Below are 15407 nucleotides of genomic sequence, written 5' to 3' on the forward strand. Positions count from 1 at the left end.
GTCATGCTCGATATCACCAGCGCCCACTCGGCGCAGAATGCAACGCAGCCCGGCTGGACCGGCGTGGTCCGGTTCCTTCATTTTACTCCGCGCGCGTTCCTGCCGATGCGCGGAGTGGAATCGCTGTCTCTCGTCGCCGGTCGGGGGATCGAAGGCGATCGCTACATGATCGGCAGCGAACAAGGCTTCTACTCGCACAAGCCGGAAGAGGGCCGTCAGGTCACTCTGTTCGAGCTCGAGACGCTGGTCGCGTTGAAGCGCGATGCCGGTATCGCGCTCGGCCCGGAAGAACACAGGCGCAACGTGACGGTCGAGGGCGTGCCGTTGAACCATTTGGTTGGCCGCCAATTCTGGCTGGGCGAGACTTTGCTGGAAGCCACCCGGCTGTCGGTGCCGTGCCGGCATATCGAGGAGATCACCGGCAAGGCGATCTTCGATCCCTTGATCAACCGCTCGGGCCTCAACTGCAAGATCCTGCAAGGCGGGGTGGTGAGGGTTGGCGACACGGTGCGGAACGCGGCATGAAGGCGCGCCCGATTACGACAGTCAGGACGATTGTCGCCGGCGTCGAAGAGGCTGGCGCGGGAACCAAGCTCTTTACGCTGGTCGATCCTGATCATTGGGCGCTGCCCCCGTTTCGGCCCGGCGCGCACATCGATCTGCACCTGCCGAACGGACTCGTCCGGACCTATTCCCTGTGCAACGAGCCCGCCGACAACGCGCGCTACGTCATCGCGGTCAAGCGCGAGGCGGAGGGGCGCGGCGGCTCGCGCGCACTTCACGATGATATCGAAATTGGCGACGTCATCGGCGTCTCGCTGCCGCGTGGCGGACTGGCGTCCGGCGCGGATATCGTGCGCTACGTATTCGTCGCGGGTGGCATCGGTGTGACGCCGTTCCTGTCGATGGCGCGGCATCTCGTGCAGACGAGCGATGCCGACTTTTTGCTGCATCTGATCGTGCGCGAGGAGGTGCCGTTAGCTGTGCGTCTCGCGCCGCTGATCGACGCTGGCCGTGTCGTCGTGCATCGCACGTCTCGCACGGGGCGTCCGGATCTCGCGTCACTGGTGGGGGAGGCCGGCGCGCAGACGATGGTTGCTTGCTGCGGGCCGGAGACCATGATCGGCGATTTCGAGCGGCTGACCGCCGCGTGGCCCGCAGCCAACGTCCACATCGAGCGCTTCGTCGCGCCACAGCCGGTCATCGATCCCGACGCTAAGCCGTTTACGCTGTTGCTAGCGCGCACGGGGACCGAAATCCAGGTCCGCGCCGGCCAGACCATGCTGGCCGCCTTGCAGGAAGGGGGTATCGAGATCGCGACCTCGTGCTGCGGCGGCATCTGCGGCGCCTGCAAGGTCGGCTGGATCGAGGGCAAGCCCGCCCACCGCGACCGGATTCTGTCGCCCTACGAACGCGAGCGTTATCTCATGGTTTGCGTCGCCGGATCCGACGCCGATCGGCTGGTGCTGGACCTCTAAACCGCGGTCTACCAGTGCACGCTCTGGCTCGGCACGATGAACGCTGTCGTGCTTGCAGGCGTGGCCAAGCTGGTCGCGAGATACCAGCCGGAGCCTACCACGAGCGCCAGCAGTGCGAGCATCGCGAGCACATCGATGGTTCTGGGGTCGTGGTGCCCCCTACGACTGAGAGTTGCCGGCCCAAGCCTGAAGTGAAAATGAGGGCTGATTTTCCAGCGCATTGTTGTTTCCTCCCGCGGGGAGCATCACATCAACGCGAAGGGAAAGTTCCGGTTCCGCTCAAGGCAGCGGTGCGCAAAGCACTGCAGCAATTTCAGGGCGCATTGACGCCGCGCCAGCGACCGTAGCGCCAGGGCAGATACCAGCGCGCGCGTCCTGGCGCGCTGAGGGGCACGTTGTCGATGCCCGCGGTGCCGAACGGGTTGCAGCGGAGCAGGCGTGCGAGCGTCATCCAGCCGCCGGCCCACAGTCCGAATCGTTCGATCGCCTCGTCGCCATAGAGCGAGCAGGTCGGCAGGTGCCGGCAATTGTAACCGACCAGCGGCGAGAGCGTGTGGCGGTAGAGCCAGATCAGGGCGCGACCGAATCTGCGCGGGAGCCGGAGCGTGCCCGCGACGGGATTGGAACAGTGCTCGCAGACTGAATGCTTCATAGGCGCTTTGCTGCGATCGTGGGCGAGGTTTTGCGCGGTTCCGGCGCAGGGAACTGTAAGCTGTTGTTTGCGCGCCATATTTTGCGTGCTTTTTGGGAGCAGTGCAGCAAGTACCTATGGACGATCTGTATTCCCCCGGATACCATTTTTGTGGCGTTCATGTGAGACTCATTGGAACGTCGGAACGTGGCTTGCCTGAATCGGCTTTGGCTTAATGGCTTGGGGCTTGGGGAAGGGACCAGTTTGAAATTTGTGAAGTCGCTCAATCTTCGCGGTTGGTTGCTGGTGGGAACCGCCGCGTGTGGAGTCGTGCTGGCTGGCGCCGTCGCGACTCTCGGGTCCTCGGCCCGAGCCGGCGCGGCCCTCGAAGAGCGCAAGCTGCCGATGAAGTTCGGCTGGGTCGCCTGCGAGCCCAACTGCCGCGGCTGGGTCAGCGCCATCGGCATCATCACCGCCGACACGCCCAAGGATTTCGAAGAGTTTTCCCGCGGGCGCCAGCTCGGCGGCGCCACCGTGGTGCTTGATTCCAGCGGCGGTTCCGTCAACGACGCGATCACGCTCGGCAGGCGCTTCCGCAATCTCGGACTTTTGACCACGGTCGGCATCAGCGTTCAGAACCGCGGCGGGCAGTTGGCCCGTCCGGCGGTCGCGCCGGAGGCCTATTGCGAATCCATGTGCGCGTTCCTGCTGCTGGCGGGCAAGAAGCGCTACGTGCCTGAAGCGGCCCACGTCCGCGTCCACCAGATCTGGATGGGCGATCGTGCCGACGATGCCAAGGCGGCGAGCTACAGCGCGCAGGACCTGATGATCGTGGAGCGCGACATCGGCCGGCTCGCCAAATACACCTTCGACATGGGCGGTGCCGGCGATCTGCTGTCGCTCGCGCTCAGCGTCCCGCCGTGGGAGGATTTGCACGAGCTGGATGCAGGCGAGCTCAAGCTCACCAATCTCGTGACGACCGATCTCGTGGCCGACGTGCTGCCGCATGTCGACATTTCCGCGCCTGATATGGCGGAGCTTAGACCGAAGACGCAGGCGAGGTTCGGCGCGGAACCGGAGCAGCCGGCCAAGTCGACCAAGACGGCGGAAGCCCTGGTGCCTACGGGCGGCGTGGCGACGCCAGGCACGGCGGCGCAGAAGTAGCCTGGAATTTCTGACCTCATTTTCGGGCCGCCGCCACTGCGTCCGGACCATTGGCCCAGCGACGTGCCCGGAATCAGCCTTGCGCCGTAGCCGGCTGCTTCGCTTTCGCCTCGATCTGACCGATGGCATCGACCACGGCATCGAAGGTCAGGAGCGTCGAGGCGTGGCGCGCCTTGTACTCACGGACCGGCTCGAGGAACTTGATCTCTTCCCATTTGCCTTCAGGAGGCGAGCCGTTCTCCTTCAGCATCTTGCGAACGGTTTCGCGTAACTCACGGAGTTCGCTCGCAGTCGAGCCGACCACGTGACTTGCCATGATGGATGAAGAGGCCTGTCCCAGCGCGCAGGCCTTCACGTCGTGGGCGAAGTCGGTGACCTTGTCGCCCTCCATCTTGAGGTCGATCTTCACCGTCGAGCCGCACAATTTGGAGTGGGCCGTCGCGGTGGCATCGGCGTCCGACAACCGCCCGAGGCGCGGAATATTCCCGGCCAGCTCGATGATCCGCTTGTTGTAGATGTCGTTCAGCATGTGATGGAGTCCAACACTTCCGCACCCGATCGGCCTTGGCGGGTGCCGTCCAGGGTCCTATATAGGGTTGGAACTGGTGGAAAAACAGTCCAGCGGTGCGGCGGCGGTGATCTCGAACCGTGCAGCCGGCGTTATTACGCAGGGGCCTTTTTCGCCAAACTGTTCTCTTCAGGCGCCCGGCGGCATGCCGCCCCGTCTGCCGGTGACACTCCGGCCACAAGGCCGTCGAACGGAGTAGACATGGACGCTGCAATCACATCCATCCGCCCCAACAAGCCTTCCGACCGCCAGCCCGAGAGCCGCCCGGCGGAGCTTGACCCTGCCGAATTCCTCGCCGCTGCCGTCCGCGCCGACCAGCCGCGCCCCGCGCGCGCCGAGGCGGAAGCCGCGGTGAAGACGCTGCTCGCCTATATCGGCGAGAACACCAACCGCGAGGGCCTGCTGGACACGCCGCGCCGCGTGGTCGAGGCCTTCGACGAGCTCTATCAGGGCTATCACCAGTGCCCGGCCGAGGTGCTCGACCGCACCTTCGGCGAGACCGCCGGTTATGACGATTTCGTGCTGGTGCGCGACATCGAGTTCACCTCGCAGTGCGAGCATCACATGATGCCGTTCTACGGCAAGGCGCACATCGCCTACACGCCGGTGGAACGTGTGGTCGGCCTGTCCAAGCTCGCCCGCCTGACCGATATCTTCGCCCGCAGGCTCCAGACCCAGGAGCATCTGACGGCGCAGATCGCGGCGGCGATCGACGAGGTCCTGAAGCCGCGCGGCGTTGCCGTGCTGATCGAGGCCGAGCATACCTGCATGTCGGTGCGCGGCGTCGCCAAGCATGGCGCCTCCACCTTCACCAGCCGCTTCACCGGCATGTTCCGCGACAATCCGGCGGAGCAGGCCCGCTTCCTGTCCCTGGTGCGAGGTCTGCGCTGATCTCGCGAAGGTTTATTGTTTGAGCATGACCTTTTCGGAAAACCGCTGCACACTTTTCCGGGTCATGCCCTAAGCGAGGACGCTGTGTCCACTCATTCCCACGACATCGAGGAAGGGCTGAGCTTTCGGCCCAGATTTGACGCGGCCGGGCTCGTGACTTGCGTCGCGACCGACGTCGCCACCGGCGACGTTCTGATGGTCGCCCACATGAACGACGAGGCGCTGCGCAAGACCATCGCGACCGGCGAGGCTTGGTACTTCAGCCGCTCGCGCAATGCCTTGTGGCGAAAAGGTGAGACCTCGGGTCAGACCCAGAGCGTGGTCGAGATGCGCACCGATTGCGACCAGGACGCGGTGTGGCTTCGCGTCGAGCAGATCGGGGCTGCCTGCCATACCGGCCGCAGATCGTGCTTCTACCGCAAGGTCGAACCCGAAGGCGGCATTGCGAGGCTCGTCTTCGTCGATGCCGGGCGGCTGTTCGATCCGAACGAGGTTTACAAGAAATAGCCCTCAGTGATTCCGGGTTCGCAGCTTCGGTGCGCCCCCAGAATGACGGTGATCGTCGAATTAACCCCGCATTAACCATACCTGTCTCACGGTGAGACGACAGGGCGTCCGAATTGCCGGCGCCGCTCAATGCCGCGCGGGGCGGGCACTTCATCATGTCGGTCGACAATTCCAGTGGCTCGCAGACGGCGGTTCTCGATCCGTCGAGGACGCGCGTCGCCGGTGCGATCAAGCAGGCCTCGAACGTCGCGGGCGTCAGCTTCCAATACATGCTGACCACCGCCAAGATGGAATCGGATTTCGATCCGACGGCCGGCGCCTCCACATCGTCGGCGCACGGGCTCTACCAGTTCATCGACCAGACCTGGCTCGGCACGGTGAAAGAGGCGGGCACCCAGCTCGGCTATGGCAATTATTCCGACGCCATCACCAAATCCTCGTCGGGCAGCTACACCGTCGATGATCCCGCGATGAAGCGGTCGATCATGAAACTGCGCGACGATCCGGAGGCCGCCTCCAGCATGGCGGCCGCGCTGACCCAATCGAACAGCTTCAAGCTCACGGGCCTGCTCGGCCGCAGGCCGAGCGACAGCGAACTCTACATGGCGCATTTCATGGGGGTCGGCGGTGCCGCCAAGCTGATCGCCAATGCCGAGGACAATCCGCAAGCGGTCGGCGCGCGGTTGTTTCCCAACGCGGCCTCCGCCAATCGCTCGATCTTCTACGCCAAGGACGGCCGCGCCCGCAGCGTCTCCGAGGTCTATTCGGTGCTGGACGCGCGCTACGCCAGTGCGGCGAATTCGAAAGTCACCCGCAGCGCGATAGCGATGTACGGCGGCACGCCGTCGACCACGCAGGTTGCGAGCGCCAACGGCGTGCAGCCGACCGCGCCCGTGATCGACAACGCCGCCTATCTCCAGACCTTTCCGAACACGCGCGCGGTCACGCAGGTCGGCGCGACAGCGCCAACGACGGTTGCGGACAATGCGCCGGGCACGCCGGTGTTTCGCTCGATCTATCAGCCCGGCGATGCCACCCAGCCGGTCTCGACCACCGTGCAGAAATTGTGGGGCAACAATGCCTCGCTGACATCGGTCGCCTCGGCGACGCCGGATGTGCGGCCGCCGCAACCGCTCGATCTCTTCAGCGATCGAAGCGGCACGTTCTCGAGCTAATACTCACTCCCGAGTCCCGGCCACGGCGCAGCGCATGAGCGATGCGCCGCAGAGCTGTCGCGTCAGGCTAGTGCCTTTGTTCCCTTAATAAATCATCAATAAAACCAGCCAGTTATGGTGAACGCTTTGTTAAGCGTCGTGGTTTATTTTGTGTTGAAGGTGACAAGCCGTCACCGCTTCGTCTTCGTTGCGTAAGCCGGAAGCACCATGATCGTTCGGCAGTTCATCAATTGGATCAGGACGGCCCCCGCCGGCGAGCGGGCCGAGGCAACGCGGGCGCTGGCCCGGGCCTGGCTGATCTCGGATCTTTCCCATGACGACCGGGTCGCCGCCGAAGGCGCGCTGCTGATGCTGCTCGACGATCCCTCACCGCTGGTGCGGCAGGCGATGGCCGAGGCGTTCGCACGCAGCATCGAGGCGCCGGCCGCAATCGTGCGGGCGCTGTCGGCGGACCAGCCGACCGTCGCGCTGCCCGTGCTCGAACATTCTCCGCTGCTGATCGACGCCGATCTCGTCGACATCGTCGCGACCGGCAACGACGAGGTGCAGTGCGCCGTCGCCCGCCGCATCGCGCTGCCGGTATCGGTCTGCGCCGCCATTGCCGAAGTCGGCTGCGCGGCGGCTGCGCTCGAGCTGATCGAAAATTCTCATGCCGAGCTTGCGCCGTTCTCCTGGGATCGCATCGTCGAGCGTCACGGCCATCTCGCCGCGATCCGCGAGGCAATGCTGGTGCTGGAGGATCTGCCCTCCGCCACGCGCGCCGCGCTGGTGGCAAAGCTCTCCGAGACGCTGGCGCAATTCGTCGTGGCCCGGAACTGGCTGAGCGCCGACCGCGCCGAGCGCATCGCGACCGAGGCGCGTGACCGCTCCACCATGAACATCGCGGCTCGCTCGCGCGGCGAGGACATGCAGGGTCTCGTCCGGCACCTGCGCATCACCGGCCAGCTCACCGCGGGTCTCATTCTGCGCGCGCTGCTGTCGAGCAATCTCGACCTGTTCGACGCGGCGCTGGCTGAACTTGCCGACCTGCCGCTGGCGCGCGTGTCCGCGCTGCTGCACGATCGCGGCGGCAATAGCCTGCACGCGCTGCTCCGCCGCGCCGGGCTTCCCGAGGCGACGTTTGCTGCCTTCCAGGTCGCGCTCGATGCCTGCCACGAGCAAGGCTTCGTCGACAGTGACGGCAGCGCGGCGCGGCTGCGGCGCCGCATGGTCGAGCGCGTGCTCACCCATTGCGAGACCGACCGTGGCGCGACCGAACCGCTGATGGTCCTGCTGCGCCGCTTCGCCACCGAATCCGCGCGCGAAGAGGCAAGGCTGTTCTGTGACGAGCTGATCGCCGACGATGCGGTTGATCCGGTCTACGACGACCTGATCGCGGCGTAGCGAGATGCCGTAGGGTGGGCAAAGGCGCTCCGAGCCGTGCCCACCATCGTGCCGCGATCAGAATTGGTGGGCACGCTCCGCTTTGCCCACCCTACCATTCTGATCGTGACGATGGGCCGGGCTCGAAGCCACAAACTCCGCAATGACGAGAGAACTACCCCGCCGGCACGACGCTCGGCGCCAGGATCACCTCGAGATGCTCGGGGCGGTCGCGGTTGACCTGGGCGAGATAGTCGTCGGCGACCTTGCGCAGTCGCCGGCTGAGCTCGGCGGAAACGCTGATGCTGTCGAGCTTCGTGTTCTCGTGCACGATGGCGAGAATGGCGTTGATGTGGTGCGTGAACAGCTCGGCCGGCACCTTTTCGAGATCGGGCGCGTGCTCGATGACGCGACACAGGCTTTCGGCGACTCCCCCCGCCGCCGGATAACCGAAGGTCGCGGCATCGCCCTTGATGTCGTGCGCGGCGCGAAACAGCTCGTCGCTTCTGTCCTTGGTGAAGCCGTCGTGCCGCATGGCGACGTAGGCGGCCGATAGCCGGTTGACCTCGGTCGCCATCCAGTCCTTGAACTCGCCGGCGAGGCCCTCGAGCGCCTGTTCGGCGCGGCCGACCGGATCGTCCATGTCCTTCTGTTCGACACGGCGCAGGACCGTCCGCAGCGGGTTGGGCTGCGTGATGATCTGATGCGTGGCGAAGGCCGTGATCTCGATGTCCCTTGCGCTGTTCTTCGCCATGATATCGGCCTCGATCGTGAGAGACGTTGCGCTAGATGGAGGAGCGGGCCTTGTCGAGCAGCGAGGGTTGCTGCAGCACCTCGTGCTTTTCGCCGACGCGGCGCTCGGGGCCCATATAGGCGGAGTTGGTGTTGCGACGCCGGTCCGGGCCGAAATAGGTCTTGGTCTTGATGAAGGGGCGGGGACTGGCGACGACGTTGAGGATGCGCTGGTAGAGCCCCTTGGCCGAGATCGGCTTGGCCAGGAATTCGGTGACGCCGGCATCGCGCGCCACGGTGACGCGGCGCTTCTCGGAATGGCCCGTCAGCATGATGATCGGCGCGTAAGGATTGCCCTTGGATTCCGGCTGCCGGATCATCTGCGCCAGCTCGAGCCCGTCGAAGATCGGCATTGCCCAGTCGGTGATGACGATGTCGGGCACGTAATGGCTGTACATTTCCAGCGCGGTGGCGCCGTCCTCGGCCTCGTAGACTTCACGCGCGCCAAAGGAATGCAGCAGCGTCCGCAGGATGCGGCGCATGTGCGGGTTGTCGTCGCAGACGAGGAAGCGCAGCTTGTTGAAATCGATGCGGAACATGGAGCCCGGGCCGAAGCGGTCAACTTTCGTTAACCATATCTCGCCGGGAGTTAACGAAGGGTTGCGATCGGCAGTCCGGCGAGGCGCTCAGGAGCCGAACTGCTCGCGCAGAATGCGCTCTTCCAGGCTGTGACCGGGGTCGAACAGCATGCGCATCGAGATGGTCCTGTCGGACAGGACCTCGACGCGGCGGACGTCGCGCACCTCGTCGTGATCGGCGACCGCCGCCACGGGGCGCTTGTCGCCCTCCAGCACCTCGATCACGACATAAGCCGTGTTCGGCAGCAGCGCGCCGCGCCAGCGGCGCGGGCGGAAGGCGCTGATCGGCGTCAGCGCCAGCAGCGCGGCGTTGATCGGCAGGATCGGGCCCTGGGCGGACAGATTGTAGGCGGTCGAGCCGGCCGGCGTTGCCACCATGATGCCGTCGGCAATCAGCTCGGTCATGCGTTCGCGCTCGTCGATCAGGATCCGCAGGCGCGCGGCCTGATAGGTCTGCCGGAACAGGGCGACTTCGTTGATGGCGTGGTGCAGGTGGACGCGGTCGCTGGCGTCGGTAGCCCGCATCAGCAGCGGGTTGATCTCGGACTCATGCGCCGCCTCGAGGCGCGCACGAAGATCGACCGTCGAGTACTCGTTCATCAGGAAGCCGACGGTGCCGCGGTGCATGCCGTAGATCGGCTTTCCGGTGTGCATGTGCTGGTGCAGCGTCTGGAGCATCAGCCCGTCGCCGCCGAGCGCCACCACAATATCGGCCTCGTTCGGATCGCAATTGCCATAGTCGCTGGTGAGCTGGCCGAAGGCCGCTTGCGCCTCGCTGCTCGGGCTGGCGACGAAGGCGATCCGGTCGTATCGCGCTGGTTTGGTCATGGCTTCCGGGGCAGGCCGCTGGCTGGAGAAAGTTCCGCCGGGCTCGTCTATACGACCTGGACCTCGATTGTCGAGGATGACCGCCCTTCGGGGCAAACCGCCGACTGTCGATCCCGATTTGGCGAGGGAAACCGGGTCGATTTTGCCCGTCCGGGCTCTTCAGGCTCCGCCCGCCCGTGATCCCCCAAACCGTCGCAATTCCTCGCTAACCTTTTGATACACCGGCTCGCGGAGCCGGGCCGGGAGAACGATCATGGTCATGAGTTTGCCGGCGCTCCGCCGCGCCACCCTGGTGCTGGCGGTGTCGGCTGTCGCGTTCGCGGGATTTGCGCGCGCGGACGATCCGCCGCAGCCGCGTGCCGAAACGGCGGCGCCAGCCGGACAGAAGGGCGGACGCGGCGGTGGCGCGCAAAACGCATCGCAGAATTCATCGTCGGCCGAGCTGCACCGTCTTCCGCTGGATTCCACAACGAAGCAGACGCTCGATCTTCCCGGCCGCACCCTCAACTTCACCGCGACCGCCGGCTCGATCCGCGTGTTCGACGGCAAGGGCGAGCCATTGGCCGACATCGCCTATACGTCCTATGAGCTCGACGGTGCCGACCGCGCGACGCGCCCCGTGACGGTCCTGTTCAACGGCGGGCCCGGCGCCTCCTCGGCATGGCTGCAGTTCGGCGCTGCGGGTCCGTGGCGGCTGCCGCTGGACGGCGAAGCTCTGTCGCCCTCCGCCTCGCCCGAGGTGAGGCCGAACGCGGAGACCTGGCTCGACTTCACCGATCTCGTCTTCATCGATCCCGTCAGCACCGGCTACAGCCGGTTCGTTGCGAGCAGCGAGGACGCGCGAAAATCCTTCTACTCCGTCGACGGCGACGTCAACTCGATCGCGCTGGTGATCCGCCGCTGGCTGGAGAAGCACGACCGGCTCACCTCGCCGAAATACGTCGCGGGCGAGAGCTATGGCGGCATTCGCGGCCCGAAAGTGGTGCGTCAGTTGCAGCTCCAGCATGGCGTCGGCGTCAGGGGATTGATCCTGGTGTCGCCGCTCCTGGATTTCCGCGAGTTCACCGGCACCAGCCTTCTGCAATATGTCGCGACGCTGCCGAGCTATGTCGCGGTGGCGCGCGAGGCCAGAGGCCCGGTCAAGCGCGCCGATCTCGCCGATGTCGAGGCTTACGCGCGCGGCGAATTCCTGGCCGATCTCGTCAAGGGCGAGGCGGACAAGGAGGCCACCAACCGTCTCGCCGACAAGGTCGCCGAGCTCATCGGCATCGATCAGGCGGTGAGCCGCAGGCTCGCGGGCCGCTTCGACGTCGGCGAATTTCGCCGCGAATTCGATCGCAGAGGCGGCAAGGTGACGGGACGTTACGATGGATCGGTGCGCGGCTTCGATCCCTACCCGGACTCGGGCAACTCCCGTTTCGGCGATGCCTCGGGCGATGCGCTGCAGGCGCCGCTGACGAGTGCCGCGGTCGACGTGCTCTCGCGAAAACTCAACTGGCGGCCGGACGGCTCCTACGAGGTTCTGAATGGCGCCGTCGAGGGCCAGTGGGATTTCGGCCGCGGCATCAATCCGCCGCAGTCGGTATCCGAGCTGCGCCAGATCCTCGCCACAGATGCGAAGCTGAACGTGCTGGTCGCGCACGGCCTGTTCGATCTCGCCACGCCCTATTTCGGATCGAAGCGGGTGCTCGACCAGTTGCCGCCCTTCGCGACGCAGCGGGTGAAATTCGTGGTCTATCCCGGCGGCCACATGTTCTATTCGCGCGACGGCTCGCGACAGGCCCTTCGGAGCGAGGTCGAAACTCTCATTCGGGAGTAGGCGGGCGTTTGCGCGGCTTATATCTCCGCGCAATCTCGCGCGCCACGACGCGCTCCGGCTTCACGTTGGCCCCCGCAATCCAGATGTCGCTGACCTTGCCGCGCTTGTCGCGAACGCGGCGGACCGGCTCGCCGTGGCTGGAATAGCCGGCGGCCCAGACGATCTTGCCGGTGTCGCGGCCGGTGACCTCGATCTCGGCGGCATCCATGAACGGGTTGTTGAACTGGGGATTGGCGACCAACACGCGGTTGCCGGCCGGCACGAGGTCGCTCGCGCCCCAGATTGTCCACCAGCGACCGGACCAGTCGCGCACGCGCCGGTCGGGTGCGCCGCGTGTCTTGAAGACGCGCAGGATCTGCATCGCACCGTCCATCCAGAACGGCGCCGCGCCGTCGATGGAGTTGCTGAGGATGCTGATCGCGAGCTCGCAAGCGGGGATGGAGCAGGTCCGGGAGATGTAACCCTGAAGGCCGCCGCCATGGCCGAACCAGTCCCAGCCGTCGGTCTTGCCGGCGTTGACGCCCAGGCCGTAATAGGCCTCGAAGCTTTGCGGAACGCGCCAATGGTTTCGCGTCATCTCGCGGCGGCCCGCGACCGACAGCACGCTCTTTTTCGCATTGGGCGCCAGCTGCGCGAAGAAGCGGGCCGTATCGGCGGCGGTCGCGACGAAGCCGGCGGCGGATGCCATGGCATGCGCGGGATTGTCGCCGGGGATCACGCATCGCTCTCCGTACGGCAGCTTGCGGGTGTGACCGCGCGCGAACGACGCGCCCTTGGGCAGCGGTGCGTCGGGCTCGGTCTCGCGCAGGCCCGCGGGCTCGACGATCTCGCGCTTGATCCAGACCGGGTAGGGCTCCTTGGTCACGGCCTCGATGGCGAGACCGATCAGGCCAAAGCCGTGATTGGAATATTTGAAGCGCGTGCCGGGCTCGATCGCGGTCGGCAGCTTCAACTCCGCACGCAGCTCCTTGGCGTTGAGATAGGGACGGCTGTCGATGAACTGACCGGAATCGGCGCCGTCGCGCGTCAGCCCGGCGCTGTGCGAGAGCACCTGCGCGATCGTCGTCTCGGCGACGCCAGGATGCAGGCCGCCGACATATTGGCCGATCGTGTCGTCGAGCCGGAGCTTGCGCTGCTCGCGCAGCTTCATGATGCCGGCCGCGGTGAAGCTCTTCGAATGCGAGGCGATGCGGAAGCGGTGGCGCGGGGTGAGCTTCTCACCGGTGTCGAGATTGGCGAGGCCGAACGCGTGCTCGGCGACGATCTCGCCGCGATGGGCGAATGCGACGATGACGCCGGGCTGTTGGAACGTCGTCTGCTGGAATTCGATCCAGGAGCCGATGTAGTCGATCGCGGATCGCAGCCAAATGTCCATTGCGCACCAATTTGGGGGGTAGAGTAGTGTCGCGAGGCTAGCCGAGAACGCAGAACGGGCACAACCCTGCGGTTGTGCCCGTTCGCTTCATTCGAAGATGCGATGTCTTCAGTACACGAGGGTCGCGCCGGTCGGCTTGTCGAGCGCCGCGGCAAGCGAGCGATACGCGGAGCTGTCGGTGCCGGCGAGCGAGGCGATCTTGTTCAAATGATATTGCGCCTGTTCGCGGTTGCCCTGCTCGAGTTGCCAGAGACCGTAATACTGCCAGGTGCGGACGTGGTTGGGATCGTCCTTCAGCGCCAGCTCGTAATAGACCTTCGACGACTGGTAGTCGCCGAGCTTGCGATAGGAGTAGCCGATCAAATTGGCGACGTCGGCGACGTCGTCGCGCTTGAGCGACTTCAGCTGGTCGATCGCGCCGGTGTAGTTGTTGTTGTCGTAGATCGTGGTGTAGGCGGTGCGATAAGCCGCGAGGAATTTCGGATCGCTGACGGAGGAGCTCTTCTTCTTGCCCTTTTTGGTCGAGGTGTCCGACTTTGGCGGTGACGAGGGCTCGTCGCTGCCAGCGGCATAGGCGCTGGTCAGCACCGGCCCGGCCGCCAGCGCCATGGAAACAAGTCCCGGCAGCAGAAGCATTGAGAGTTTGCGCATCTGAGTTCTCCCGTATGAAGCGTGGCGATCCTACACGATTGCCCAGAGACCGGAACACCCGGCGCACAAAAACATTCCCGGCCGGCCCGGTCTATTCGCCCTGCCGCACATGACAAACTTGTCATCGAGATGAACGGAAGCCCGTCGGGGGCTTCAGACTGGGTTCAGCGCGCAGCCCCTAGGCTCCCACCTACGATCGAAGGGTAGGCGAGAGGGTGCCGCCTCGAGATCCTTTCAAGAGGAGACCGACCATGTTGAAGACCATTTCCGCAGCCTTGCTCGCAGCTTCCGTGATCGCAGCCCCTGCCTTCGCCACCGATTCCGGCAAGACCACCACGACCACGCCGGTCATCAAGGCGGACCAGAGCCAGACCAAGGCGTCGGCCACCGCCGCGAAACCCGACGCCGGCCTCAAGGCGGATGCCAAGGCTTCTGATATCAAGGCTTCCGCTGCCAAGACTTCCGACCTCAAGACTTCCGACGCCAAGGCGGGCGCCAAGGTGGATACCAAGTCGAAGGCGATGAACGCCAACGCCGCGGTCACGCCGGACGAGCACAAGACCGTGCGCACGCATCGCCATCACCACAAGCATCTGTCGGCCCGGAAGTCGCTGAAGTCGCAGCCGGACATGACCAAGCCGGCGAGCATCGAGAAGCGCAGCTAACGACTGATCCCGCGCGGCGGCATCCAAGCATTGCCCCGCCGCCGCGTGAGGAGTTCAGGCCCGGCCCGTCGTCTTGGCGCCTGCGTGAAAGCGCAGGCTCCGGCGGCGGGCCGGTGCGTTGTCCGAAGGCTCGTTGTCCGCCAAGGCTCGTTGTCACATAAGGCTTGTTGTCCCAAGGCGTGCGCGCAGGACCGAATTCCCTTCGCGCAACCCAGGAGCTAGAACAGCTCTGGTCTGATTGAGCGGAGAGCGTGAGCTGTGGGGCGATTGGCGAAACAAGCGGTGCGCCTGGCATTGATCCTGGCTTTACCGTTGGCGCTCGCGGCATGTTTCGGCAGCGACGGCGACCGTCCAACCCTGATGGACGGGACCCAGGCCGGGGGACCGCAGCCGTTTCCCGACAGTTTTCGCAGCGATACGCTGGCCTTGATGCGCAGCTATCTGAACAACCCCGTCGGCGTGCGCGAGGCCAGCATGGCCGAGCCGGTGCAACGCGAGGTTGGCGGCCGGCAATTCTATGTCAGCTGCCTGCACTTCACCCCGCGCGAGACCGACGGCACCTACAAGGCCATGCGGGAACGCGCCGTCATCTTCGTCAACGGCCGGGCGGACCGCGTCGTCGATCGGACGAGCGAGCTCTGCGCGGGCGCGGTTTACGTACCCTTTCCGGAACTGGAAAAGATGACGCGGTAGCGCAAAGTCCGCCTTCATCGCCAAAGTGGTAGGACAGAGGCCGGCGGAGCTGCTGGATCACATTTCGGCGAGCGTTGAACGGGGTGGTTTCGCTTTGTGACGAATCATTACGGCAGGTCTTGCCGAACGACAAATCTGTCGGTCCGAGGCCACGGGACGGAACAAAATCGCGTTGTTGCCGCTCCGTCACAGTTACGAACGATCAACGTTCCGGCATCGCCGCGAAGCAA

18 protein-coding genes are annotated in these 15407 nt (G+C 65.2%); 10 read left to right on the top strand and 8 right to left on the bottom strand.

Translation table 11 applies throughout. The annotated features are described in order from the left end of the window. Window positions 1-3: 3 nt before the first annotated feature. Window positions 4-525 carry an MOSC domain-containing protein gene (locus tag IVB31_RS22055; RefSeq protein WP_247327259.1) on the top strand — a complete coding sequence of 174 codons (522 nt, stop codon included), beginning with the start codon at window positions 4-6 and terminating at the stop codon, window positions 523-525. After that, window positions 522-1478 (top strand): PDR/VanB family oxidoreductase, encoded by a 957-nt coding sequence (locus tag IVB31_RS22060; RefSeq protein WP_247327262.1) that lies wholly within the window; start codon window positions 522-524, stop codon window positions 1476-1478. The genes IVB31_RS22055 and IVB31_RS22060 overlap by 4 nt, the downstream gene beginning before the upstream one ends. 8 nt (window positions 1479-1486) lie before the next feature. On the opposite strand, the gene IVB31_RS33675 is transcribed toward IVB31_RS22060, so the two are convergent. Together IVB31_RS33675 and yidD are read right to left on the bottom strand one after the other, a co-directional pair. Then, entirely contained in the window at window positions 1487-1699 is a 213-nt protein-coding gene (locus IVB31_RS33675) for a hypothetical protein (RefSeq protein WP_346730886.1), read from the bottom strand. Between the two features lie 92 nt (window positions 1700-1791). Beyond that, the gene (gene yidD, locus IVB31_RS22065; protein WP_247327287.1) at window positions 1792-2130 is read right to left on the bottom strand and encodes a membrane protein insertion efficiency factor YidD; all 339 of its coding nucleotides are present in this window, start codon (window positions 2128-2130) and stop codon (window positions 1792-1794) included. 243 nt (window positions 2131-2373) lie between these two features. Here yidD and IVB31_RS22070 point away from each other — a divergent pair, with 243 nt between their 5' ends. Beyond that, window positions 2374-3273 carry a hypothetical protein gene (locus IVB31_RS22070; protein ID WP_247327289.1) on the top strand — a complete coding sequence of 300 codons (900 nt, stop codon included), beginning with the start codon at window positions 2374-2376 and terminating at the stop codon, window positions 3271-3273. 73 nt (window positions 3274-3346) lie between these two features. On the opposite strand, the gene IVB31_RS22075 is transcribed toward IVB31_RS22070, so the two are convergent. After that, window positions 3347-3802 carry an iron-sulfur cluster assembly scaffold protein gene (locus tag IVB31_RS22075; protein WP_247327291.1) on the bottom strand — a complete coding sequence of 152 codons (456 nt, stop codon included), beginning with the start codon at window positions 3800-3802 and terminating at the stop codon, window positions 3347-3349. 240 nt (window positions 3803-4042) lie between these two features. Between IVB31_RS22075 and folE the strand changes: the two genes are divergently transcribed. From folE to IVB31_RS22095, 4 genes are all read left to right on the top strand, one after another. Beyond that, window positions 4043-4732 carry a GTP cyclohydrolase I FolE gene (gene folE / locus IVB31_RS22080; protein ID WP_247327293.1) on the top strand — a complete coding sequence of 230 codons (690 nt, stop codon included), beginning with the start codon at window positions 4043-4045 and terminating at the stop codon, window positions 4730-4732. Between the two features lie 84 nt (window positions 4733-4816). After that, on the top strand, window positions 4817-5239 hold the full coding sequence (gene hisI, locus IVB31_RS22085; RefSeq protein WP_247327295.1) for a phosphoribosyl-AMP cyclohydrolase: 423 nt from the start codon (window positions 4817-4819) through the stop codon (window positions 5237-5239). A 113-nt stretch (window positions 5240-5352) separates the two neighbouring features. Next, window positions 5353-6414: a lytic transglycosylase domain-containing protein gene (locus IVB31_RS22090; RefSeq protein ID WP_247327297.1), complete on the top strand. Its 1062-nt coding sequence runs from the start codon at window positions 5353-5355 to the stop codon at window positions 6412-6414. 207 nt (window positions 6415-6621) lie between these two features. After that, window positions 6622-7797 carry a DUF2336 domain-containing protein gene (locus IVB31_RS22095; protein ID WP_247327299.1) on the top strand — a complete coding sequence of 392 codons (1176 nt, stop codon included), beginning with the start codon at window positions 6622-6624 and terminating at the stop codon, window positions 7795-7797. A gap of 154 nt (window positions 7798-7951) precedes the next feature. On the opposite strand, the gene IVB31_RS22100 is transcribed toward IVB31_RS22095, so the two are convergent. The 3 genes from IVB31_RS22100 to IVB31_RS22110 form a co-directional block, all read right to left on the bottom strand. Next, on the bottom strand, window positions 7952-8530 hold the full coding sequence (locus IVB31_RS22100; RefSeq protein WP_247327302.1) for an Hpt domain-containing protein: 579 nt from the start codon (window positions 8528-8530) through the stop codon (window positions 7952-7954). Window positions 8531-8561: 31 nt separating this feature from the next. Next, window positions 8562-9107 carry a response regulator gene (locus IVB31_RS22105; RefSeq protein ID WP_008133731.1) on the bottom strand — a complete coding sequence of 182 codons (546 nt, stop codon included), beginning with the start codon at window positions 9105-9107 and terminating at the stop codon, window positions 8562-8564. Window positions 9108-9194: 87 nt separating this feature from the next. Then, on the bottom strand, window positions 9195-9974 hold the full coding sequence (locus tag IVB31_RS22110) for an NAD kinase (RefSeq protein ID WP_247327305.1): 780 nt from the start codon (window positions 9972-9974) through the stop codon (window positions 9195-9197). Between the two features lie 253 nt (window positions 9975-10227). On the opposite strand from IVB31_RS22110, the gene IVB31_RS22115 reads away from it, so the two are divergent. Then, the gene (locus IVB31_RS22115) at window positions 10228-11793 is read left to right on the top strand and encodes a peptidase S10 (protein ID WP_247327308.1); all 1566 of its coding nucleotides are present in this window, start codon (window positions 10228-10230) and stop codon (window positions 11791-11793) included. Here IVB31_RS22115 and IVB31_RS22120 read toward each other — a convergent pair. Beyond that, complete coding sequence (locus tag IVB31_RS22120) at window positions 11780-13168, bottom strand: serine hydrolase domain-containing protein (RefSeq protein WP_247327313.1); 1389 nt, start codon at window positions 13166-13168, stop codon at window positions 11780-11782. The two genes, IVB31_RS22115 and IVB31_RS22120, sit on opposite strands and share 14 nt — an antisense overlap. A gap of 108 nt (window positions 13169-13276) precedes the next feature. Then, window positions 13277-13819 carry a tetratricopeptide repeat protein gene (locus IVB31_RS22125; protein WP_247327316.1) on the bottom strand — a complete coding sequence of 181 codons (543 nt, stop codon included), beginning with the start codon at window positions 13817-13819 and terminating at the stop codon, window positions 13277-13279. A gap of 251 nt (window positions 13820-14070) precedes the next feature. Here IVB31_RS22125 and IVB31_RS22130 point away from each other — a divergent pair, with 251 nt between their 5' ends. Together IVB31_RS22130 and IVB31_RS22135 are read left to right on the top strand one after the other, a co-directional pair. After that, window positions 14071-14484: a hypothetical protein gene (locus IVB31_RS22130; protein WP_247327320.1), complete on the top strand. Its 414-nt coding sequence runs from the start codon at window positions 14071-14073 to the stop codon at window positions 14482-14484. A 297-nt stretch (window positions 14485-14781) separates the two neighbouring features. Further along, window positions 14782-15177, top strand: a complete 396-nt coding sequence (locus IVB31_RS22135; protein ID WP_247327695.1) for a hypothetical protein — start codon at window positions 14782-14784, stop codon at window positions 15175-15177. Window positions 15178-15407 lie beyond the last annotated feature (230 nt).

The organism is Bradyrhizobium sp. 21, assembly GCF_023073335.1.
Lineage (GTDB): Bacteria > Pseudomonadota > Alphaproteobacteria > Rhizobiales > Xanthobacteraceae > Bradyrhizobium.

Coding starts and splice junctions, on each gene's coding strand:
- IVB31_RS22055 (WP_247327259.1), top strand. CDS start 4: ATGCTCGATATCACCAGCGCCCACTCGGCGCAGAATGCAACGCAGCCC.
- IVB31_RS22060 (WP_247327262.1), top strand. CDS start 522: ATGAAGGCGCGCCCGATTACGACAGTCAGGACGATTGTCGCCGGCGTC.
- IVB31_RS33675 (WP_346730886.1), bottom strand. CDS start 1,699: ATGCGCTGGAAAATCAGCCCTCATTTTCACTTCAGGCTTGGGCCGGCA.
- yidD (WP_247327287.1), bottom strand. CDS start 2,130: ATGAAGCATTCAGTCTGCGAGCACTGTTCCAATCCCGTCGCGGGCACG.
- IVB31_RS22075 (WP_247327291.1), bottom strand. CDS start 3,802: ATGCTGAACGACATCTACAACAAGCGGATCATCGAGCTGGCCGGGAAT.
- folE (WP_247327293.1), top strand. CDS start 4,043: ATGGACGCTGCAATCACATCCATCCGCCCCAACAAGCCTTCCGACCGC.
- IVB31_RS22095 (WP_247327299.1), top strand. CDS start 6,622: ATGATCGTTCGGCAGTTCATCAATTGGATCAGGACGGCCCCCGCCGGC.
- IVB31_RS22100 (WP_247327302.1), bottom strand. CDS start 8,530: ATGGCGAAGAACAGCGCAAGGGACATCGAGATCACGGCCTTCGCCACG.
- IVB31_RS22105 (WP_008133731.1), bottom strand. CDS start 9,107: ATGTTCCGCATCGATTTCAACAAGCTGCGCTTCCTCGTCTGCGACGAC.
- IVB31_RS22110 (WP_247327305.1), bottom strand. CDS start 9,974: ATGACCAAACCAGCGCGATACGACCGGATCGCCTTCGTCGCCAGCCCG.
- IVB31_RS22115 (WP_247327308.1), top strand. CDS start 10,228: ATGGTCATGAGTTTGCCGGCGCTCCGCCGCGCCACCCTGGTGCTGGCG.
- IVB31_RS22120 (WP_247327313.1), bottom strand. CDS start 13,168: ATGGACATTTGGCTGCGATCCGCGATCGACTACATCGGCTCCTGGATC.
- IVB31_RS22125 (WP_247327316.1), bottom strand. CDS start 13,819: ATGCGCAAACTCTCAATGCTTCTGCTGCCGGGACTTGTTTCCATGGCG.
- IVB31_RS22130 (WP_247327320.1), top strand. CDS start 14,071: ATGTTGAAGACCATTTCCGCAGCCTTGCTCGCAGCTTCCGTGATCGCA.